The organism is Nostoc sp. EspVER01, assembly GCF_034530635.1.
Taxonomy (GTDB): Bacteria; Cyanobacteriota; Cyanobacteriia; order Cyanobacteriales; family Nostocaceae; genus Nostoc.
In genome coordinates, this window is the sequence record NZ_JAVRCS010000015.1 from 60,308 (window position 1) to 83,466 (window position 23,159).

The following is a 23,159-nucleotide window of genomic DNA, read 5'->3' on the forward strand; positions in this document are numbered from 1 at the left end:
CAGATATGTCACTACAGATACATTCACGAATTTTAATCAAAAACTTCCTAACGGTTTTTTTGCCCTTGTCAGCATTAGTTGGGGGTGTTATCGCAACTATCTACTACCAACAGGTACAAACTGAAAAAGTTGTATTAAAAACTAATGAAATCGGCAAGGTAGATTTACAAACCAAAGTAATCAGCGGAGATTTTCATTCTGTTATCTCAGATTTGATGGTTATCTCTAAACAAAATGAGCTACAAAGAATTTTAGAGGGAGTGAATGGACAACAACAGGCACTTTCCCAAGAATTCTTATTATTTTCTCGATATAAAAAACTTTACGACCAAATCCGCTTTTTAGATCAATCAGGTAAAGAAGTTGTCAGAGTCAACTTTAACCAGGGTGAACCAGCGATTGTCCCCGAAGAAAAACTGCAAGTTCAAGCCAAGCGCTACTGGTTTAATGACACTTTGCGGTTAAACCAAGGACAAGTATTTGTCTCTCCCCTTGACCTCAACATCGAACGTGGTCAGGTTGAACAACCCCTTAAGCCAATGATCCGCTTTGGTACTCCTGTTTTTGATAGCCGTGGACAGAAACGAGGCGTTGTAATCTTAAACTATTTCGGCGCAAAACTGCTGGACAATTTTAATCAAACTTTTGCTAACGCCTCTAGCCAGGGAATGCTACTGAATGCCGATGGTTACTGGTTAAAAGGGGTGAAGCCTGAAGATGAGTGGGGATTTATGTTTCCCGAACGCAAAAACCGCACTTTTGGCAAAGCTTTTCCCCAAGCATGGCAGGAAATTTCTCAAAAAGAATCGGGACAATTCCAAACTGCTGAGGGAATGTTCACTTTTACCACAGTCTATCCACTTGTGGAAGGGCAAAAATCTAGTACGGGAGCCGGACAAGCTTTTGCACCAAGCCAACATCAAATTGGTACTAAAAAATCCTATTACTGGAAGATTGTCTCATGGGTATCGCCAGAGGCGTTGACGACCAAATCAAACCGATTTTTGAGTCAATTGCTACTGCTATATGCTGGATTAATAGGACTAATTGGCATTGGTTCTTGGCTACTAGCAAGAGCTAGTGTCAATCGTCAGATGGCCAAGCTAGAGTTAAAACAGTCTGAAGTCCAATTGCGAGAGCTAGTTGAGCGGGAGAAAATTCTTAAAACTCGTCTATCTAGTCAAATTCGTAACTCGCTGGATCTAAATACGATTTTGAGTACAGTAGTGGTTGAAGTTCGGGAACTGCTACAGATCGATCGATGCCAGTTTTTTTGGTGTCATCAAGAAGATGAATCTACTAGCTTTGAACTGAGTCAGCAAGCTTGCGCTCCCGATTTAACAGAACCCTTGGGCTGTTCTCCTATCCAGAACGTGGAAGCCCTGAGTGAAGCTGTCATGCAAGGGAATTTGCTTTGCTTTGATGACATTGCGACAGATTCGTGGCTTGATTTCAAGAGTCGGAATTTACTAGTGACATTGGGCTTTAAGTCTCTACTAATAGTTTCAATTCAAACCCAGTCGGGTTGTTTGGGTGTGATTGTCTGCGAACATAGTAGAGAGCTTCACCCTTGGAGTGATGATGAAGTGGAAATTATTCGAGGCGTGGCTGACCAGTTAGCGATCGCTATTGACCAAGCCCAATTGTATAATCAAAGCCGCGCTGCTACTGCTGCTGCTACCGCTCAAGCAGAACAACTCAACCAAGTTTTACACAATCTCAAAGAAACCCAAGCCCAACTAATTCAGACTGAAAAAATGTCGAGTTTAGGTCAATTAGTGGCTGGGGTAGCTCATGAAATCAATAACCCAGTTAACTTTATCTATGGCAATCTGACCCATGTAAATGAATATACGCTGGGCTTATTGGAACTGGTAGAACTCTATCAAAAAACCAATGTTAATCCAACATCTGAAGTAAAAGCTCATATAGAAGCGATCGACCTTGACTTTATGACTGAGGATCTGCCTAAAATCCTAACTTCAATGAAAATGGGAGCTAATCGCATTCGTGAAATAGTTCTATCCTTGCGGAATTTTTCTCGACTTGACGAAGCGGATATGAAACCTGTCAATATTCATGAAGGTATTGATAGCACACTACTGATTTTACAAAATCGCCTCAAACAAACCTCTGGAAATGCCGGAATTGAAATAATCAAAGAATATGGTGATATTCCCTTAGTAGAGTGCTATGCCGGACAACTGAATCAGGTATTTATGAATCTGATCAGTAATGCCATTGATGCTCTGGATAGTTATAACAGTAAGCGAACTATTGAGGATATAGAAGCTAAACCCAGCCAAATTGTAATTCATACTCAGTTACGCGACTTGGATCGCATAACTGTACAAATTGCGGATAATGGCCCTGGTATGACCGAAGTAGTTAAGCAAAGATTATTTGACCCTTTCTTTACCACAAAAGCCGCAGGTAAAGGCACCGGGTTAGGATTAGCAATTAGCGCTCAGATTATCACAGAAAAACACAACGGAGCTATTTGGTGTATTTCGGAACCCGGACAAGGAGCAGAGTTTTGGGTAGAAATTCCGATTAATCAAAGTTCTAAACTAGCTACTGCAAGTACCGCGACTCTATCCAGAATTTGATGCTATTCTGGACAAATGAAAAATGACATGACTAGTGATAGCGAACGCGCTGATTTTGATAGCCCTTGGAAAGAAATTCTAGAAGCTTATTTTCCCCAAGCCATGCATTTCTTTTTTCCAGAAACTTCTGCATTAATTGATTGGGAGCGTCCATATCAATTTCTAGATAAAGAATTTCAACAAATAGCTCGTGAAGCCGAACAGGGTAAGCGATATGCTGATCAATTAGTCAAAGTTTGGCAAATCCAAGGGGAAGAACTTTGGTTATTAATCCATGTTGAAATTCAGGCGCAAAAAGAAGATAATTTTTCTAAGCGGATGTTTACCTACAATTTCCGCATATTTGACCGCTTTGATAAACCAGCAATTAGCCTTGCAATTCTCTGTGATTCAAACCGCGAATGGCGACCAAACAATTACAGTTACAATTATCCCAATACTCGCTTAAATTTTGAATTTGGTAGTATTAAACTTTTGGATTACGAAAATCGCTTTCACGAGTTAGAAAATAGCGATAATCCATTTGCGACTGTCGTCATGGCGCATTTGAAAACGCAGCAGACGCGCTCATCACCAGAACAACGCAAAATATGGAAATTTAGTTTAATTCGCAGACTATATGATTTGGGCTTAGAAGAGCAGGATATTCGTAATTTGTATCGATTTATCGATTGGGTTATGATATTACCAAAGATATTGGAAAATCAGTTTTGGGAAGAGTTTAAACAATTTGAGCAGGAGCGGACTATGAGATATGTAACTACAGGTGAGCGCATCGGCTACGAGCGCGGAAAAGAAGAAGGGAAACAAGAAGGGAAACAAGAAGGGAAAAAAGAAGGTGAACAACAACTTATTTTAAGGTTACTAAAAAGACGCGTGGGAGAATTATCACCAGAATTGCAAAAGCGCATTCAATCTCTTTCTTTAAATCAATTAGAAAACCTTGGCGAAGCTTTGTTAGATTTTACTGCTATGGAAGATTTACTTAACTGGCTGCAAACAAATCAATCGGCTTAAAATCTCTTTTTATGAAAATTAAAAAACAATACGGTTCAGTTAAGGGCTATTGGCAAAAATTTTGGGTTTTCGAGACGCGATAAATCGCCGTCTCTACAAGTGTTTTGGTCTTATCTGAACTGTATTGAATTATAAAAAACACCTCTACTCGCTTACCCCATACACTATTTTTTTAACTTAGTTCAGTGAGTAACAAAAAGGGCAGGTTTTGTACCCGCCCTCGAAGCAATAAATATTTAAACTAAACTAGCGATCGCAACTTAATTACCAATTTGGGGCGCACTCAAAGAAACCTTTAGTGTTTCGTCTTTTTGTTGTGCTAATGTCGGCACGGAATCACGCAATCTTGCCGTCAATTGTACAGTTGTAGCGTCATACATTTGAGTCAGCAATTTGGGATAGAAACCAATACCAATAATTGGAATTAACAAACAGGCAATGATAAATACTTCACGGGGTTCGGCATCTATCAAAGCTTGGTGAGAAACTAATTCCTCGTTCTCTTTACCGTAGAAAATTTCTCGCAACATCGACAGCAGATAAATCGGAGTTAAAATCACTCCCACTGCCATCAAGAACACCACGATCACTTTGAAGGTAGAGCTATAAGCATCGCTAGTAGCAAAGCCCACAAATACCATCAATTCTGCCACGAAACCGCTCATCCCTGGCAATGCCAAAGAAGCCATCGAACAGGTGGTGAACATGGCGAAAATCTTCGGCATTCTCTTCGCAACACCGCCCATTTCATCCAACATCAGGGTGTGGGTGCGATCGTAAGTTGCGCCAACCAGGAAGAACAAACTCGCCCCAATTAACCCGTGGGAAACCATTTGCAATACTGCCCCACTCAATCCCAAATCGGTGAAGGAGGCAATACCAATCATCACAAAGCCCATGTGGGAAATTGAGGAGTAGGCAATTTTTCGCTTCAGGTTTCGCTGGGCAAAGGATGTCAAGGCAGCGTAGATGATATTAACTACCCCCAAAACTACCAACACTGGTGCAAAATAAGCGTGGGCATCGGGGAGCATTTGAGCATTCATCCGAATTAAGGCGTAACCGCCCATTTTCAGGAGAATACCTGCTAATAACATGTGTACGGGGGCTGTAGCTTCACCGTGGGCATCAGGTAGCCAGGTGTGCAAGGGAATAATCGGCAATTTGACGGCGTAGGCAATCAGGAAGCCAGCATAGAGGGCTAGTTGAAAATTCAGGGCGAAATCTTTTAAGGCGATCGCTCTCATGTCAAACGTCACCGTATCGCCGTAAAATCCCATTGTCAGGGCAGACAGCAAAATAAACAGCGAACCGCCGGCGGTGTATAAAATAAATTTAGTCGCTGCATACTGCCGCCTTTTACCTCCCCAAATCGACAGCAGGAAGTATATCGGTACCAGTTCCAGTTCCCACACCAGGAAAAACAACAGCATATCCTGGACGGCGAACACGGCAATCTGGCCGCCATACATTGCCAAAATCAAGAAGTAGAATAGCTTGGGCTTGAAGGTGACAGGCCAAGCTGCTAAAATCGCCAGCGTGGTAATGAATCCAGTCAAAATAATTAGGGGCATGGATAAGCCATCAGCCCCTACTGACCAATTCAAACCCAATTGTGGTACCCAGGGGTAACTTTCCACCAACTGCAAATCTGGATTGGAGAAATCATACCCAGTATAAAAAGCGTAAACAATTAGTGCAAAATCTATCAGCCCTACGACGAGGGAGTACCAGCGCACTGTTTTGCCTTCTTTGTCAGGGATGATGGGAAGAAGTAGCGATGCGGCTATCGGAAACAGAATAATCGTCGTCAGCCACGGAAAATTAGCTATATTCATCACAATTAGTCTGCTATCAAAATCATGTTTGGCAAAAAGTCACTAGTTATTAAGTAACAGCTTTTTGGGGATTTCGTCTTCCTCGTTAGGTTGATTTAATTAAATTGGCAATCCCCCGTCTCTGCTGTTGGGAGTCTCTTTTGACCTTTGGGCGTGCGGAATGTGGGTTGTGATACTCCCAGTTAAGTCAAAAATTTACCCTAGAACAGCCGATAAAATTATAGTTTAGTGGTGCGATGTCTACGACAAGCTGCTCCGCGTCTACGCGTAGGTCAACCTATCGCTAAAAATACACGATGCTGTTTTGTAGTTGTTGAAAAAAGCGATTCGGTACAAAAAAGCATGACAGGAGAAATAACCATAATGATAATGGCACAAATTAAAAGTCAAATTCGTTATCTCACTAACGTAGATGGAGAAACAACAGATGTACTCGTCCCTATAGAACTTTGGCAACAGCTTATAAGTTCCATAAATTCTGATAACGCCAGTGGTTTAGCTTGGATTGATGAACAAGAGCCAAAAGCACAAATATTAGCCGATTTGCAAGAGTCTGTGCGACAAGCAGCAGTAGGACAAACTTTCCCAGTTTCAGAGCTTTGGGACGATATCGAAGCCTAGATTTATGTCAGAAGTTCGCTTTACACCTCCCTTCAAGCGCCGTATCAAAACTCTGACTAAACGCTATCGGCAAATTCAAATTGACATTCAACCCATTATTGATCAGCTACAGGCTGGGAATTTTATCGGCGATCAAATTTCTGGGATAAACTTGACTAAAGTTAGAGCAAAAAACAGTGATATCCCTACGGGTAAAAGTGGTGGATATCGGGTGATTTATCAGGTTGTCTCACCTGAATGTGTTTTACTTCTACTCATTTATGCAAAATCGGATCAGGCAGATGTGAGCTTAGAAGAGATTGAAGATGCAATTAAAAAGACATAAAAAATCATATTCTGGGAACATTTTGTTTATGTTAAAACAGTGTGATCACCAGATACTCAGCATCTCAAAGACATGGCACTCAAAAAAGTTAGTCATTCTCACACCTCTGCCGAAACCCCTGAAGCACTTTTCCGAGATATTAAAAATAAAAAATCCCAAGGTTTGATTTCTCACCAAGCTGACATGCTTAGAAAATACTGTCAGCCAGAAACTCTTAATCTACCAGATGTTGCCTTACAACTTCCAACAGGTAGTGGTAAGACAGGAGTCGGGCTTTTGATTGCAGAATGGCGGCGTTGCCGTTTTAATGAAAAAGTAGTGTATCTATGCCCTACTGTTCAGCTTGTGAATCAGGTAGTTGAGCAATCATCAACTATTTTTGGAATAAAAGCAAATGCTTTTACAGGTAAACAGACTGAATATGCGCCTACTATCAAGGCTGAGTATACTAATGCAGAAACTATTGCTGTCACTACTTATAGTGGTTTATTTAACACAAATCCTTTCTTTAAGAACGCCGACATAATAATTCTGGATGATGCCCATGCTGCCGAAAATTATATAGCAAAATATTGGTCTCTTTCAATTGAGCGCAATAATCACGAACACAGCACTCTTTTTAAAGTTTTAGTTGCGGTTATGCGTGAGATTGTTCTCGATCCAAACTACTCTAGGTTGATGTTTAACTCTTCTCCTGATTTAGGAGATCTTCAATGGGTTCAAAAGATACCTACTCCGTCCATGTATGAAAGACTTGAAGAAATAACTACAATACTGGATACACATATCAATGATATAAAGGACTTAAAGTATTCTTGGTCTGTTATAAAGGATCACTTATTTTCATGCCATATATACAGCAGCTATAACTCTATATTAATTCGTCCAATTCTACCACCTACTCGTACTCATCAACCATTTTCTACTCCGAAACAACGCATATATATGTCTGCTACATTAGGAGAAGGAGGAGAACTAGAAAGGCTTGCAGGTACAGAAAAAATAGTTCGTTTACCAGTTCCAGATGGATGGGATCAACAAGGCATTGGTCGTCGCTTTTTCTTTTTTCCAGAAAGATCACTTAATGAAGAAGCTGCACTCAAGCTTGCTATAGATATGATCAAAGAAACACCAAGAACACTCGTCCTTGTCCCAGATGATCCTACTGAAAATAAACTTGCAAAACAGATATCTACAGCAACTAGTTATAAAATATTCAATGCTAGGGAAATTGAGAAGTCAAAGCAGACTTTTATATCTGAATCAAAAGCAGTAGCTATAGTTGCAAACCGATACGATGGGATTGATTTTGGAGGTGATCAATGTCGTTTATTAATAGTAAAAGGAATGCAAAAAGCTACAAATCTTCAAGAAAAGTTCCTTGTGACGCGAATGCCAGCAAATATTCTTTTTAATGACCGTGTATTAACTAGAATTGTTCAGGCAATTGGTCGTTGTACAAGAGCAGATAACGACTATTCCGCAGTAGTAGTGCTTGGAGAAGAATTGAATAATTTTTTACTAGATAAGAATAAAATAAAATTTTTACATCCAGAAATTCAAGCTGAGATAGAGTATGGAAATAAACAGTCTAAGGATATTCAATTATCAGAATTCATTGAGAATTTACAAATTTTTCTAACACATCAAGAAGACTGGAATGGAGCAGAGAAAGATATTATAGATTTGAGAGATAAATTAGAACAATCTCAACTTCCAGGCATAGAAAAATTGCAGGCATCTGTTGCTCATGAAGTTAGATATCAGAATGCACTTTGGAGCGGCAATTTTGAACAGGCAGTTGAAGAATGTCGTTCTGTATTAAGTTCGCTTAGTGGAGATGATGTTAAAGGATATAGAGCCTTTTGGTACTACCTTGCTGGAAGTGCAGCCTGGATAGCAGCAAAACGTGGTGTAGCTTCTATGGAAGGAGTAGCACGCAATTTCTTTAAGCCTGCTGCTTCTACTACTGAAGGAGTTAGTTGGCTCTATCAACTCTCTAAGTTGAGTACAAAAGAATATGAAGAAAATCAAGCCGATAAATTCAGGCTGACTTCTGTAATTGAAACCCTAGAATCACAATTGTCATTATATGACAATTCCAACGATAGAAAGTTTGAAGCAGAGGTAAAAGCAATTCTTCAGAATCTCACGAGAGTTAAGGATACTCAGGAAGACTCCAAAGCTTTTGAAAATGGGCATGAAAAATTAGGGCGTTTATTGGGTTATCAAGCTGGAAATTCAAACGGAGATGCTGACCCAGATCCTTGGTGGATTGCTTATGATGACTTTTGTATTGTATTTGAAGACCATTCAACTAATAATCATGAAAATTCACTAGGAGCAGGCAAAGTTAGACAAGCAACTTCACACCCTAACTGGATTAAACAGAATATTTCATCACTTCGCCAAGATTCAGAAATCATACCTGTTGTGGTTACACCTTGTAAAAGTATTACGAATGGTGCAAAGCCTCATATACAAGATTTGTGTTATTGGAATCAGCAAGATTTTCAAACCTGGGCTGAAAAAGCAATTACTGTAGTACGTGAGCTAAAACGTAGTTTTCCTGGTGAAGCTAACCTGGAATGGAGAAAACTTGCTATGCAAGCTTATCAAGATAATGGTCTTGACCCAGCATCCTTAGCAAAAAATTTACGCGCTCATAAATTAGCTAATCTCCCAATCAGTGGATAGTTAAGAGGTAGGGGTGGACGATCGCCCACCCCGATTAAAATCAGGTAACACCAAATACAATCACTAAGCCCAAAACCGCCCCAAACACAATCAAGGCATAGAATTGAGCGCGACCGTTTTCTAGGTACTTCAGACCTTCACCGCTGACAAGGGTGAAAAAACCTGTGAGGTTAACAGCACCATCGACAACGCGGAAGTCAACTTCCATAACTTGTCTAGCTAGGCGACGCAAGCCGAGGACAAAAACCCGATGGTAAATGTCATCAAAGTACCACTTGTTGAGGGATAGTTCGTAAAGTGGTTTGATTTGAGCAGCGATCGCAGCTGGGTCAATTTTACGGCGCAAATACATCAGCGAAGCCAGGGTAATCGCAATCAAAGAAATTCCGACTGAGGCACCCGCCATGATGTAAAATTCCGTCGGATTGAACTCGGAAGCCTTTTCTATAACTTCGGAGAGGGTTTCGCTAGGAGGAAAGATAAACTCTTCAAAATAATTGGCGTAGGGAGTTCCCACCAAACCAATCAAAATAGAAGGCACAGCCAACAGTGCCAACGGCAGTGTCATTGTCCACGGCGATTCGTGGGGGGAGTCGCTGTGATGCCCGTGGGAATCATGGGAATCATGCTGCTGACTAGTTGCTGCCAATTCTCCTTTCTTCATCGCCCCAGGCCCAAAATTCGGGGCTAGTTCTTCTGACTCTAATTCCAGGACAATTGTCGCCGCAGCACTCTTGAGTTTTTGCTTGATTTTCTCGTCAGTACCCCGGAATTTGCCTTCAAATGTCATGAAATACATTCTAAACATATAGAAAGCAGTAATCCCGGCAGTTAGCCAGCCGATGAACCAGAGGAGTGGATTAGCTTCAAAAGCCTTCCCCAGAATTTCATCTTTTGACCAGAAGCCAGCAAAAGGCGGAATACCAGAAATTGCCAAGCAACCAATCAAAAAGGTAATTGAGGTGACGGGCATATACTTTCGCAGTCCACCCATCAGCCGCATATCTTGAGCTAAGGCGGGGTCGTGTCCAACGACACCTTCCATACCATGAATTACTGAACCTGAACCCAAGAACAGCATCGCTTTGAAATAGGCGTGGGTCATCAGATGGAATAGTCCAGCACTGTAGGAACCTATGCCCATTGCCATCACCATGTAACCAAGTTGGGAAATGGTGGAGTAAGCCAAGCCCTTTTTGATGTCGTTTTGGGTAATGGCAATGCTAGCCCCCAAAAACGCCGTAAACGCCCCAGTAAAGGCAATGACATTCATTGCAACTGGAACGCCTTCAAATACTGGGTACATCCGGGCAATGAGGAAAACACCCGCCGCCACCATTGTTGCTGCGTGAATCAAGGCAGAAATGGGGGTGGGGCCTTCCATTGCGTCTGGTAGCCAGACATGGAGGGGGAATTGGGCTGATTTAGCAACTGGCCCTAAGAAAACTAAAATCGCAAACAGGACAGCGAGAAAATTGCTGATAGAACCTGATTCGACGAGTTGGGCGAGGCGATCGCCCATGATATTAAAATCAAAGCTTCCTGTTGCCCAGAACAGCCCTAAAATGCCGAGTAACAAACCAAAGTCGCCGACGCGGTTGGTTACAAAGGCTTTTTGTGCCGCATCGGCTGCTGACTTGCGATCATACCAAAAACCGACCAGCAAGTAGGAACACATTCCCACCAGTTCCCAGAATATATAAATCTGTACTAGGTTGGGGCTGACCACCAGACCTAACATTGAGGAGCCAAACAAACTGAGATAGGCGTAAAACCTCACGTAGCCGGGATCGTGAGCCATGTAGCCATCGGTGTAAAGCATGACTAAGCAGGCTACCGTTGTGACAATCACCAGCATTAGGGCTGTTAGGTGGTCAATAGTGTAGCCCATGCTCAGGTGGAAACTACCTGCCGCCGCCCACTCAAAGGTGCGAATATAAGACGGGTGTCCTTGAATTTGACTCCACAACAAGGCAAAGGACAGCCCCATAGCTGCTGCCATCATGGAGATAATCACCACAGCGTTAAGCTGCCGTAGGCGATTTGTCACCTGATTCAACGAGATTAACCCTAGACCGACCAGCATTGCCCCAAAAAGAGGGAACACCGGAATCAGCCAGGCATACTGATAGATTACTTCCATCACTGACGCCTACTTTTAGAATTCTTGAATAGCGTGTCGAAACTGTTAATAATTGTGACACACACCCTTTAGGATAAAATAACCCACCCAAGGCTGATTGGGTGGGGTATTAAGCATGGTTTTAGATTTGGTCATTAGTTATTAGTCATTAGTCATTAGTCCAATGCCCCATGCCCCATACCCAATATCCAATATCCATCAAGCAGATCGACATTCTAAGTCCACTGTTTTTGAACTTTTTTGGATTTTGGGGTAATTGCTGTAGCTGGCTTTAATCTCTTCTAAAGCTAGACGTAAGTCTTCTCTGCCGCGAAAGCATTCCAAGCGATGGCGAATAGTGCCATTTTCAATCAATAGTAAAGTGGGTAGTGATTTTAGCCTATAGGTAGTAGACAATTTAAAATTTTGATCGGCGTTAACCCCGACTAATTTAATTTCATCCCCGCACTGGGCTTGAAATTGTAACAATAGTGGGTGGATAACTCGACATAAGCCACACCAAGGCGCTTCAAAATTAACTAAAACAGGAATAGGAGATTCTAAAACTTCTTGAGTAAATGTCCGCTCACTAACCGACAACACCATGACGCCTCTTGGATTATAAGGTTTTTATATCAAACTAGCTATCAGTACTGAATTTAGTAGGGCTGAGTTCCGAGTTCTGGTTGCTGAGTAGAAGTCCATGACTAAAAATTAGCGGATTGCATGAGGAACTCGTTTATTTTTTTTTTAGAGTTAAAGCGGGGATCGGGACTAATTGCCAAGCAATGAATACTAAGTTTCTTGCTTTGACTCAGGACTCAGGTACTAGCTTCAGTGGAGGATTGGCAAGTCAGTAACTGCCGATAGATGCTTTCAGAACATAAATATTCAGGACACAGAATAATTGGCAAAAATTGAGCGCGTTAATGTGTCTCTGATAGAAAAGCCACTTTAGAAGTAGCGTTGGCTTTTTTGGATGTTTAACTCCTGATTGCCGCGGCTGCCTGGGGATTTGACTAAATCTGCCACTTTCTTTCAAGGAAAAGCAACCAACCAACGACTACCAATATAAAATCTCAAGCTGACTGAACGCACCCTCCACTGAATAGATGTTTGAATTTATCCTACATTGATTTGGGGCAATTGATAAGCTGAAATTTCCATCTATTTCGGATTTTCTGCTGACACTGGGGATCGTCTAAAGTTACCATCCTATCCTACTAGTTGCTTCCAGTAACAGAGGGTGCGACCACCAAAGCAAAGCTATAAAAATGGCAACTCCCAAATAGGCAGGGCGGAGAAATTCCTGCCATTTGAGAGATTGACGCCCGTCAATAATTGCTTTAAAGGGAATAATTGAAGTCCGCTGTTTGGCAATTTCAAAAGCTTCGCCATAACGATGCATGAGGCGGCGATCCCCGTGCCAAACCCCAAATAAGTGATGCAATATCAATCCAATCGAAGTCACAAGGGTAAAGCTAGTACCCAGCCAGAGAGTATGAGCAACACACCAAATTATTTGTCCCACCATCTGGGGATGACGGGTAATCCGAATAATTCCTGTTTCATAGAGATGAACTTGGGGCTTTTGAATGGCAGCAATTTCTAGTAGATTGAAGGTAGCAGGATATAAAAACAAAAACGAGATTGCTGACAGCAGCCAAACAAATTCTCGCACTCCTGGCACCCCTTGTACCTGCCAAATTTGCAAACCATCATAACGGTGCCCAAAAAAGTAAATAATTAATATCACAGCCAACGGTAGGCTGACTAATGCAAAGAGAATGCGATAAAACCTTGGGCCAATATATTTTTCTGCCCAAGGGCGTAAAGCAGCGCCTCCACTGTGAGCGATCGCAAAAACTATTTGTAACCCCAGTATGACAAAATGACTGGGTGTCAACCAAGAAATCAGCAGCATATACACAGGTGAAGTAATTTAAAGAAAACCGAATTCAGTACAACCAATACCACAAAGTATTCAAAAGGGGACTTTAGTCAAGATGTTGTGCTACTGTCTTTTTCGAGTCAAGCCTTCAAGTTTAATATGCAACAAATCATGTCCGGCTGATTGCTGCCAAACCGGATTTATTACGTGCATCTGCTCCTTTAAAAGTTTGTGGGTTGAGCCTTATGTCTGACCTTCCTTTCACTTTAGATCAGTTACGTATCCTGAAAGCGATCGCTCAAGAAGGAAGCTTCAAGCGTGCCGCTGATAGTCTTTACGTTTCCCAGCCCGCTGTTAGTTTGCAAGTCCAAAATCTCGAACGGCAGCTCGATGTCCCCTTATTCGATCGCGGAGGACGACGCGCCCAATTAACTGAAGCCGGGCATCTACTCTTAAACTATGGTGAAAAAATCCTCAGTCTCTGTCAGGAAACTTGCCGCGCGATCGAGGATTTACAAAACCTCCAAGGTGGTACTTTAATTGTCGGTGCTTCTCAAACCACCGGCACTTATCTTTTGCCGAGAATGATCGGTATGTTCCGACAAAAATATCCAGATGTGGCAGTGCAATTACACGTCCACTCTACCCGGCGGACTGCTTGGAGTGTTGCTAACGGACAAGTCGATCTGGCAATTATCGGCGGTGAAATTCCCGGCGAACTGTCAGAATCTTTAGAAGTGATTCCTTACGCTGAGGACGAGCTAGCGCTGATTTTACCTGTCTTTCATCCTTTTACCAAACTTGAAAAAATCCAGAAAGAAGACCTATATAAATTACAATTCATTGCCCTAGATTCCCAATCGACTATCCGCAAAGTAATAGACCAAGTGCTAGGACGCTGCGAGATTGATACCAGACGTTTTAAAGTTGAAATGGAGTTGAATTCCATTGAAGCGATTAAAAATGCTGTGCAATCTGGTTTAGGGGCTGCTTTTGTCTCAACTAGTGCGATCGCTAAAGAGTTACAAATGGGCGTTCTGCACCGTACCCCCATTGAAGGCGTTGTTGTCAAACGCAACCTGTGGCTGATTTGTAATCCCAATCGCTATAGATCCAAGGCCGCAGAAGCCTTTAGCCAAGAAATTTTGCCCCAGTTTGCTAACCCAGGATGGAATCAAGATGTGTTAAAATTAACACAAAAAAGTCTAGTGTTAACTACATTGGAGGTAGCAACACCCACCTCATCTGGCGAAGACTAAAATCAGGTTATTAGTCCCTTGTAATTTGTCCTTCGTTTTTTGTAAATGACCAAATAATTCGTAATCACGCTCCTCTGTCGCTAACTTAATTCGTAATTATGAACCCATTGTGTTCGTGCAGGGTGCTGTAGGCAAACCAAAGGTTTGACATCAGGAAAAAAGTTTCGTGTTCCCCATTAACAAATTTAGTTTATCTGTAACCTGAACTAATTACGAATTACGTAGCTTGCTTCTTGCCATTCGCGTAGCATCTCGTAGAGAAGGCGAGTATTATCAATTACGAATTATTTTGACTAATCACGAAAATGGAAGTTTACTGCACTCGTCCGCGTTGTCCACGCCCACAAAACTATTTTGTCGATTTAGATGATGTTACGACACTGAAAACAACCCAGCAAAAGTATTGCACTACCTGTGGTATGCCATTGATGCTAGATGGTCGATATGTGCCAAGTAAACTGCTGGGAAGGGGCGGGTTTGGAGCAGCATTTTTGGCACGCGATCGCCGAATACCAGGAATGCGTCAATGCGTAGTTAAGCAGTTTCAACCATCGGGAAATTTAACCTTAACTCAACTGCAACAAGCGCAGTTAATGTTTGAAAGAGAAGCAGAAGTTTTAGCACAGCTTGGTAACGATCACGAGCAAATTCCTGACTTGTTTGCTTTCTTTCCAGTGATAGTTAATAGCTTGCAACCAGGAGAGCAAGACCAATTTTTTTACTTGGTGCAAGAATACATCGATGGGCAAACCCTAGAAGAAGAATTAGCTCAACAAGGCAAATTTTCTGAACAACAAGTATTAGAAGTATTACAAGGAATTTTGAGGGTACTAGAGTTTGTTCATCACAGAGGCATTATCCACAGAGATATCAAACCTTCAAACATTATGCGTCGTCGTGATGGTAAACTTTTTTTACTAGATTTTGGCGCGGTCAAGCAAGTAACCAATGCTGCACTTGGTTCTGCTGCTTCTTCCACAGGAATTTATTCTATGGGATTTGCACCGCCTGAACAAATGGCTGGGGGGCAAGTATTTCCATCTACGGATTTATACGCTTTAGCTGTAACTCTAATTACTTTGTTAACCAATAAGGAAGCAATTCAACTATTTGATGCTTATAGTAACCAGTGGAAATGGCGAACCCAAGTGAGTGTCAACCCTCACCTTGCTGACATTTTAGACAAGATGCTGCTACCTGCGGCTAATCAGCGCTTCCAGTCAGCCCAGGAGATTCTACGCGCACTTAACTCACAGGCGGCTCAATCTCCCACACAACTGAATTCGCCCTCTGTAACCCTGCCGCCACAACCACCCCAAGGTTCTAACCCTGTTGTTCCCCGTCGTCCATCAACTCAACCAGCGTTTTCGACATTGGAATTATTGGGAGGGGCGGGATTTAGTGGATTTCAGGGTGCATTGATCGCGATCGCCCTTTTCAGTCTAGTAAAATCACCAATAGTTACTTTGACTACTTCTGCCTTGATTTTAGGTATACTAATTTTTGCCCAAACTAAGCGGTGGATTGAAAAGTTCGATTTATTAATTATTCCCACAATTACTTTTGCGATTATTTTTTTTGTCCCCTTTTTACGGGGAGGACTTGACCTTCCGTCAGTGGTGATTTTAGCAGTTGGAGCAGGCTTAGTAGCTATTTCATTGACAGCGGTATTTCGACTTATTTATAAATTATTATCTCTCTTACTTTAAAAAACTTCTGGTGCTAACAGCTACATAAATGTCTCAGAAAAACGAAACACTTAGTCTTTTTTTAGCCGTTGTCATCACTATTGGTTTAATCTTTGGTGGTCTATGGTTTCTTATGGAACGGTGGGCGCAATTAACTGGAACTGTTCCTAAAACTTCCGGGAATGGTAACACAGGTAATCCCATAAACCAGTTTGTCAACAACAGATGTAACGTCCCAAATCTCCCAGAAGGGACATTCAACTATGGTGGTAGTACAACCTGGGCACCTATCCGTAAAGATGTAGACTCAGTACTAGAAAGCCTGTGTCCTCAATTTACTTTACGCTATACTCAACCTGCTTCAGGTCAAGCAGGATCTGGAACTGGTATTAAGATGTTGATAGATAATCAACTAGCTTTTTCTCAATCTTCTCGCTCAGTTAAAGTTGAAGAAAATACCGAAGCTAAACAAAAAGAATTTAGTTTGAAAGAAATTCCTGTGGCGATTGATGGTGTTGCGATCGCGGTTAACTACAATCTCAATATACCTGGTTTAACCGTCGCCCAACTTAAAGACATCTACACTGGCAAGATTACTAATTGGCAACAAGTGGGTGGGCCAAATTTACCAATCAAAATCTATTCTCGCAACAAAGAAGCTGGCGGTACAGTGGAATTCTTTATCGAAAATGTTTTAAATAAAGAAAATTTTGGTACTAACGTTAGTTATGTTGGCACAACCACAGAAGCAGTACGAAAAGTAGCCGCGAATAGTGGCGCAATTTATTATGCTTCTGCCCCAGAGGTTGTACCACAATGTACTATTAAGTCGCTACCATTAGGGCGAATCAGCGGTCAATTTGTGCCTCCTTATCAACAACCTGTTGTCTCTCCATCTGAATGTCCCAGTAAACGCAACCAGTTGAATAGTCAAGCATTTCGTAGTGGAGACTATGCAATTACCCGCAATTTATTTGTAATCGTTAAACAGAATGGTCAAACAGATCAGCAAGCTGGCGAAGCTTATGCAAATTGGCTGCTGACATCTCAAGGTCAAGAACTAATCGAAAAAGCTGGATTTGTCAGAATTAAATGATTAAAGTGCTTAGATTTAGCCAAATAATCAAATATTAAATATTTTTACTTTATTTAAACTTGTTCATGTCACAAAAGAATGAAACCACAATTTTAGCTTTGGCTCTGCTGCTGACAGCTGGCATAATTGGCGGTGGTTTTTGGTGGTTTAGTAACAATGGGGCCAAAATTGGTAATAACATTATTCCAAATCAGGAACCAGGCAACAATCCATCCTTGCAAGACCGTATTAGTTTTGGGGAAAAATCTTTTACTCCAGGTGACATTTCTCCAGTGAAAAAAGAAGGAGTACAGGCGATCGCTGCTAAAAGTTATGATAAAGCGATCGCCAATTTCACAGCTGCTCTAAAACTCAACCGAAACGATCCAGAAACGTTAATTTTTATTAACAATGCCCGCATTGGTTCTTCCAAGAGCTATACCATCGTGGCTTCTGTACCATTTGGCACTGACCCCAATGTTTCTTTAGAAATTTTACGTGGTATCGCCCAAGCCCAAAATCAAGTTAATAGCTCTGGAGGAATCAAGGGAGTACCCTTAAGGGTAGGGATAGCCAACGATGACGACAATCCAGAAATAGCCAAGCAAATCGCTTCCAACCTAGTCAGTAATTCCGAAGTATTAGGTGTAGTTGGGCCGAATACTAGCGATTCCACCTTAGCCGCTGGTGCTATCTATACTTCTGGACAACTTGTAGCCATATCTCCGACTAGTACATCTGTCAAAATTTCTAACTTTAGCCGCTACGTTTTTCGGACAGTTCCCAGTGATTTTATGGCTGCGAGAAGTTTAGCTAACTATATGGTGAAAACCTTGCAGAAAAAAAATGCAGTGGTTTTCTTTAATTCTCAGAGTAACTATAGCCAGTCTTTGAAATCGGAGTTTGTTTCATCCGTTTCCCTAGAGGGTGGACAGGTATCCAGCGAATTTGACTTATCCAAAGCGGATTTTAGTGCGGCTAAAAGTCTAGAACAAGCAACTAAGCAAGGTGCAGAAGTGATGATGCTAGCTGCTAACGCTGGAACTCTCGATAAAGCCCTACAAGTAGTTCAAATTAACCAGAAACGCTTAACTCTGCTAGGAGGAGATGATGTTTACACCGTTAAAACTTTAGAAATTGGCAGAGAGCAAGCTGCGGGAATGATAGTGGCAGTTCCCTGGCATATTGAGGGCGATCCTAAGTCAGATTTTCCCCAGAAATCGCGGCAGTTATGGGGCGGTGATGTGAGTTGGCGAAGTGCCCTCAGCTATGATGCCACTGTAGCTCTAATTGCGGCATTAGAACGTAATCCCACGCGATCTGGAGTCCAACAAGCACTCTTGTCATCTGACTTTTCTGCCACTGGCGCTTCTGGTACAATTCGGTTTTTAGCATCAGGCGATCGCAATGCACCAGTTCAACTTGTAAAAATTGTTCCTGGTTCTCGCTCTCGGACTGGTTATGACTTTGAACCAGTGCGTTAATCAGCAATAAAAAATTAAAAATTAACCAATAGTTAACCTGGAAAAACCCTCAAGATGAGAAATTAAGCTTTATGGGGAAAAATCTTAGTATCAACTAACAACTTATCCTCACCAACATTTAAGCCTTGAGAAAAAGACGAATAATCCAGGGGAAATTTATTATACCTTGATTTCTAAAGTAGTCAGAAGTGAGGATTTGTCAGCATTTTTAATAAAACACCCGTCCTCCAAATACAATCTCAAGTAGCAAGCACTTGTCAAGTCAAGCACTTATATTGAATGGACGCGCGGGTAATTATACTATGTCCCAAAAAAATGAAACAACTATTCTTGTATTATCCATCCTAATCACCGTCGGGCTAATAGCTGGTGGTTTTTGGTGGTTTACTAGAAAATCTGGTGTCGATCTAAATACAATTAATTCTGGTAGCACCAAAACGCCCCAAAATGGTTCAGAACAACCTAGTGGTAATACTTTCACTTCAGTAAAGGATGTTCCTACAGGATTATTTAATTACGGAGGCAGTACATCTTGGGCACCGATTCGACTAGTAGTCGATCCAGTAATTCAAGCTGCGAGGCCAGAGTTACGGCTGCGATATGTAGAACCCAGCAATGCATCACCTGGTTCTGGTACTGGCATTCAGTCCTTGATAGACGGTCAACTAGCTTTTGCCCAGTCCTCCCGACCAGTTCTAGATCCGGAATTAAGCCGTGCCCAGCAGCGTGGGTTCAGTTTGAAACAAATTCCTGTGGCAATTGATGGTTTAGCGGTTGCAGTTAACCCCAACCTGAATATTTCAGGATTAACAGTAGAACAGTTAAAGTCAATTTACATAGGCAAAATCAATAATTGGAGCCAAGTGGGCGGCCCCAATATCCCGATCAAGCCCTATTCCCGCCGCATTGCTGATGGCGGTACTGTCGAACTTTTTGTCCAAGACATCTTGGGTGGTCAAGCTTTCAGCTCCAATGTAGAATTTCTCTCCACAACCACCCAAGCCTTGCAAAAATTGGCTGATAGTCCTGGTAGCATCTACTACGCTTCTGCCCCAGAGGTGATTCCTCAATGCTCAATCAAGTCCTTGCCGTTGGGGCGCACACAAGGACAATACATTGCTCCATACCAAGAACCTTCTGTCCTCCCGTCTGAATGTCCTGGTAAACGGAACAAGTTGAACATTGAGGCCTTCCAATCAGGAAAATACCCGATTACCCGCAATCTGTTTGTGGTGGTCAAACAGAATGGTCAGACTGAGCAGCAAGCAGGTGTCGCTTACGCCAACTTACTGCTGACTGAGCAGGGACAGCAACTGATTACCCAAGCGGGATTTGTCAAAATTCGCTGACAAGAGCGAATCGCACTCAAGACAGAGTGGCGGAAATCGCCGCTCTGAACCGATGCTTTAACCAGCTCTATTAATCGACTCTGCTGGCAAGCAAATGAGATTATCCCCTTGAGTCAAGATTAAACCACGTTGACGCAGCTTACCCATCAAGCGGGTGACGGTGACACGAGTGGAACCAATCGCGCTACCAATTTGGGCATGAGTGAGGGGAAAAGGCAGACAATAACCGCGAATCACATCAGGATCGGTGTCGCTCATTGCTGGCTCTCCATATTCCTCAATTAACAATGTGAGAAATCCTAAGAGTCGGTCAATTGTGCGGCGTTGTCCCAAGGCACTCAGCCACAGCAGCTTACGCTGGTGCTGATACCTAAAGGCATCCATAACTTCGCGACGGAAGTGAGGCCAATTGTCTAAATCGTGCCAGTACATCCACAGCACCGCTGTTTGATCGACATGGGCGTAAGCCTGGAGTGTGAATGGTGACTGAGCAACAATTTCAAATGGCTGTCCCGCTCCCACAAAACCCAAGAACGCTTCTTCTGGAGTTCTGTTGATTCGTCGAGACGTTAGCTGACTAGCAGTCGCACTAACTTGGGCGGTTCCTACCATGCGGATCGCACCCCTTTGCACCAAATACAGCAATCCAGGCCGGGCTGGAATGCGCTCATCTTTGCTAAAGGTGCGGCAGCGATAGTGTTCTTGAGCCCAGTCAAGAATGCGTTGCCAAGTCAAAAAAGGCCGTGATGCCTCAGAAAAGGAGGATGGAGATTGCATAGGTAACAAAGAGCGTTCGGCTGAAGACAAAGACGTAAATAAAAGGGTGCAAGGAGTGTCTTTGTGTTGACGAGGCAGGCTTAACGCCTAACAGCGCCAGCCAATCCAAAGAATAGAAAGCAAATTACTCTCTACTCTTTTGTTATACTTCCTACTGTACAATGATGGTAGTAAAGTTTACTTACTATTCATCGATTATTCATCAAATTTTATCCTCTTCTCATTTTTCTTCATCTAAATTAAATTTATACCGCAAGACAGATGACAGAAATGTAACAAATATATCTTACATGACTATTTAAATAATATTACGTGCATTATAAATTACCAGTTAGCAAATATACGTCAATCAAACAGCTACTATATAGTTATCTAATAAAATCACTAAGCATTGATACTTATAATTCAGAAAATATATGCATAAAAGGGGAAAAAATTCCTCTACATAAAGGTAGAGATGATGATAGAGTTTTCTATACCTCAAGTGTATCTCTGCGACTATCAAAATCTCAGAATCGAAAAGCGATGGAGCTTGCTAGTGCGATCGCTTCAGATTTATCAGGGATTTGTGACGACGTTTTTAGCATCCAAATAGTTCCCCCTGGTTTGATAAGTTTTGAATTAACTCACTCAACCTTAGCGACTTGGTTACAAAGTCTCGTAGTCGGAAGTTCAAAGAGAGCAGGGGAGCAGGGGAGCAGGGGAGCAGAGGACACAATTGATGCCCCATGCCCAATGCCCAATGCCCCATGCCCAATGCCCAATTTATTGTTTGTTGTTGAATATGCTCATGCACGCTGCTGTTCGCTAGTGCTTCTGGCTCATCGAGAGGGATTGATTAAACTTAGAGAACCAGTTCCAAAGACTAGTCCAGCTTTTTGGGATGTTATCTCTCCTAACCCCCTACCTTGGCTTAATTGCGACGGAACACTACAACTCAATCACCCAGATGAGCGTCGTCTAATTGGCGAATTAATACAAGTGGTAGACAACATAGAGTGTCCTGATGTTAGCGGTTCTGTGAAATGGGAAAAAATAGCGCTGAATTTGAGCCAGGCTTTTGAAAAGTTTTGGTCTAATTGTCGGATTTGGGGTGAGATCAAAATTACATCACCAGAACTAGCCCAAGCTAGACTCGGATTGCTCATGGCTACTCAGTCAGTATTAAAATTTGTCCTAGAGGAAAATCTGGGGGTTTTTGCGCCTTTGGAGTTATAAATCGGTAATGTCGCTTAGGCAAAAATAAAAACTTTTTATATAGCTATTGACTCGATGCACCACCTCGGATACATTAGCAGGTGTGTGAGGAGCGAACCAGCTAGGGCACCGAGACGAAACACGGCCAGTCGTCGGTGTCCTTTCTGATTTGTATGGGTTAGATTTTAAAAAGTGCCCTAACTACAGCAAAAACTTTTCAATTGCTACTGCTGCCCCATCTTCCTCTACGCTAGGAGCTACCCACTTAGCGATCGCTTGCACTCCTGTTGGTGCGTTGCCCATAGCTACACCAAGTCCGGCATACTCCAGCATTTCCACATCATTGAAGTTATCGCCAATCGCCATCACGTTGGCTAACTGTAATCCCAGCAATTCTTCGGCTAGGTAACGTACAGCAGTCCCCTTATTTACAGAGGCGTTAGTTGCTTCAAAAAAGGTAGCAACAGATGTCGTCATATAAAGTTCACCGGGTGTGTATTGGCGGCGCAAATTTCCTAATAGTTTATCGATTAAGTCAGTGTCATCAGATAAAGCAAGAATTTTTGTCGGTTCATTCGTTAAGGCTTGACGCAAATCACCCACAGGAATCGCGATAATACCAGAACGTTCTGCATAAGTTTTGGTTTCTCTGGTTAACTCACGAACATATAGCTGATCGTTGATGTAAAAGTGAACAGATAGAAGCGATCGCAACTCAGGCTGTTCAAAATAGTCGAGTAACTGGTGGGCGATTTCTCTGGAAACAACCCAATGGCGATGAATTTTTTGGCTGATTGGGTCTTGAATCCAGGCTCCTTGATAGGCCATTAATGGTAGGGTAGAGCCGATGTCTTGGTGGAAGCGCAAAGCTGAACGATACATTCTACCTGTGGCGATCGCCACTTGAATTCCTCGTGCTTGCGCCGCAAAGATTGCTTGCTTTACAGGTTCGCTAATGGTATTAGAGTGTCCAGCGATCGTGCCATCTATATCCAAAACTAATAGCTTAATTTCTTTTGCAGCAGCCTGATTGTCAGTAGATGCTTTCTGCATAATTTCCTAGATTTTAAGTTCCAGTAAGAGGTTAACAGGCTCTAGCGACCAGTGGGGAGTAGTTGAAAAAATTGGCATCTTTAGTCAATCCAATTCCCTTACCATGAGGATGTTGACTTACACAACTTTAGATTTTAGATTTATCCCAAAGAGCAAT

Annotated in this window: 17 protein-coding genes; 11 read left to right on the forward strand and 6 right to left on the reverse strand. The window is 42.2% G+C overall.

The window, feature by feature from the left end; all coding sequences use genetic code 11:
• The first annotated feature begins 5 nt into the window (after nt 1–5).
• Both RMX69_RS15130 and RMX69_RS15135 read left to right on the forward strand, forming a co-directional pair.
• A complete protein-coding gene (locus RMX69_RS15130; RefSeq protein ID WP_322637929.1) occupies nt 6–2,609 on the forward strand; it encodes an ATP-binding protein in 2,604 nt (867 codons plus the stop codon).
• Nucleotides 2,610–2,636: 27 nt separating this feature from the next.
• Nucleotides 2,637–3,626, forward strand: a complete 990-nt coding sequence (locus RMX69_RS15135; RefSeq protein WP_322637930.1) for a DUF4351 domain-containing protein — start codon at nt 2,637–2,639, stop codon at nt 3,624–3,626.
• Between the two features lie 260 nt (nt 3,627–3,886).
• Here the strand turns inward: RMX69_RS15135 and RMX69_RS15140 are convergent, their stop codons facing one another.
• Nucleotides 3,887–5,464 carry an NAD(P)H-quinone oxidoreductase subunit 4 gene (locus tag RMX69_RS15140; protein WP_289799994.1) on the reverse strand — a complete coding sequence of 526 codons (1,578 nt, stop codon included), beginning with the start codon at nt 5,462–5,464 and terminating at the stop codon, nt 3,887–3,889.
• 363 nt (nt 5,465–5,827) lie between these two features.
• Between RMX69_RS15140 and RMX69_RS15145 the strand changes: the two genes are divergently transcribed.
• The 3 genes from RMX69_RS15145 (at nt 5,828) to RMX69_RS15155 (ending at nt 9,107) form a co-directional block, all read left to right on the forward strand.
• Complete coding sequence (locus RMX69_RS15145) at nt 5,828–6,085, forward strand: hypothetical protein (RefSeq protein WP_229470271.1); 258 nt, start codon at nt 5,828–5,830, stop codon at nt 6,083–6,085.
• A gap of 4 nt (nt 6,086–6,089) precedes the next feature.
• Nucleotides 6,090–6,410, forward strand: coding sequence for a type II toxin-antitoxin system RelE/ParE family toxin (locus RMX69_RS15150; protein ID WP_322637931.1), 321 nt, complete (start codon nt 6,090–6,092; stop codon nt 6,408–6,410).
• A gap of 72 nt (nt 6,411–6,482) precedes the next feature.
• Nucleotides 6,483–9,107: a DEAD/DEAH box helicase gene (locus RMX69_RS15155; protein WP_322637932.1), complete on the forward strand. Its 2,625-nt coding sequence runs from the start codon at nt 6,483–6,485 to the stop codon at nt 9,105–9,107.
• A gap of 40 nt (nt 9,108–9,147) precedes the next feature.
• On the opposite strand, the gene RMX69_RS15160 is transcribed toward RMX69_RS15155, so the two are convergent.
• From RMX69_RS15160 to RMX69_RS15170, 3 genes are all read right to left on the reverse strand, one after another.
• Nucleotides 9,148–11,250, reverse strand: coding sequence for an NAD(P)H-quinone oxidoreductase subunit 5 (locus tag RMX69_RS15160; RefSeq protein ID WP_322637976.1), 2,103 nt, complete (start codon nt 11,248–11,250; stop codon nt 9,148–9,150).
• Nucleotides 11,251–11,448: 198 nt separating this feature from the next.
• Nucleotides 11,449–11,835, reverse strand: coding sequence for a thioredoxin family protein (locus RMX69_RS15165; RefSeq protein ID WP_289797195.1), 387 nt, complete (start codon nt 11,833–11,835; stop codon nt 11,449–11,451).
• 601 nt (nt 11,836–12,436) lie between these two features.
• On the reverse strand, nt 12,437–13,153 hold the full coding sequence (locus RMX69_RS15170) for an NnrU family protein (RefSeq protein ID WP_289797196.1): 717 nt from the start codon (nt 13,151–13,153) through the stop codon (nt 12,437–12,439).
• Nucleotides 13,154–13,365: 212 nt separating this feature from the next.
• Here RMX69_RS15170 and RMX69_RS15175 point away from each other — a divergent pair, with 212 nt between their 5' ends.
• From RMX69_RS15175 to RMX69_RS15195, 5 genes are all read left to right on the forward strand, one after another.
• Nucleotides 13,366–14,379, forward strand: coding sequence for a LysR family transcriptional regulator (locus RMX69_RS15175; protein WP_322637933.1), 1,014 nt, complete (start codon nt 13,366–13,368; stop codon nt 14,377–14,379).
• A gap of 305 nt (nt 14,380–14,684) precedes the next feature.
• Entirely contained in the window at nt 14,685–16,088 is a 1,404-nt protein-coding gene (locus tag RMX69_RS15180; protein ID WP_322637934.1) for a serine/threonine-protein kinase, read from the forward strand.
• A 28-nt stretch (nt 16,089–16,116) separates the two neighbouring features.
• Nucleotides 16,117–17,163 (forward strand): PstS family phosphate ABC transporter substrate-binding protein, encoded by a 1,047-nt coding sequence (locus tag RMX69_RS15185; protein ID WP_322637935.1) that lies wholly within the window; start codon nt 16,117–16,119, stop codon nt 17,161–17,163.
• A gap of 65 nt (nt 17,164–17,228) precedes the next feature.
• Entirely contained in the window at nt 17,229–18,626 is a 1,398-nt protein-coding gene (locus tag RMX69_RS15190; RefSeq protein WP_322637936.1) for an ABC transporter substrate-binding protein, read from the forward strand.
• Nucleotides 18,627–18,928: 302 nt separating this feature from the next.
• Nucleotides 18,929–19,975, forward strand: coding sequence for a PstS family phosphate ABC transporter substrate-binding protein (locus RMX69_RS15195; protein ID WP_322637937.1), 1,047 nt, complete (start codon nt 18,929–18,931; stop codon nt 19,973–19,975).
• Nucleotides 19,976–20,032: 57 nt separating this feature from the next.
• Here RMX69_RS15195 and RMX69_RS15200 read toward each other — a convergent pair whose 3' ends face one another.
• Nucleotides 20,033–20,752 (reverse strand): Crp/Fnr family transcriptional regulator, encoded by a 720-nt coding sequence (locus RMX69_RS15200; protein WP_012412419.1) that lies wholly within the window; start codon nt 20,750–20,752, stop codon nt 20,033–20,035.
• A 525-nt stretch (nt 20,753–21,277) separates the two neighbouring features.
• On the opposite strand from RMX69_RS15200, the gene RMX69_RS15205 reads away from it, so the two are divergent.
• A complete protein-coding gene (locus RMX69_RS15205) occupies nt 21,278–21,970 on the forward strand; it encodes a DALR anticodon-binding domain-containing protein (protein ID WP_322637938.1) in 693 nt (230 codons plus the stop codon).
• A 180-nt stretch (nt 21,971–22,150) separates the two neighbouring features.
• Here the strand turns inward: RMX69_RS15205 and RMX69_RS15210 are convergent, their stop codons facing one another.
• Complete coding sequence (locus RMX69_RS15210; protein WP_322637939.1) at nt 22,151–23,002, reverse strand: Cof-type HAD-IIB family hydrolase; 852 nt, start codon at nt 23,000–23,002, stop codon at nt 22,151–22,153.
• Nucleotides 23,003–23,159 lie beyond the last annotated feature (157 nt).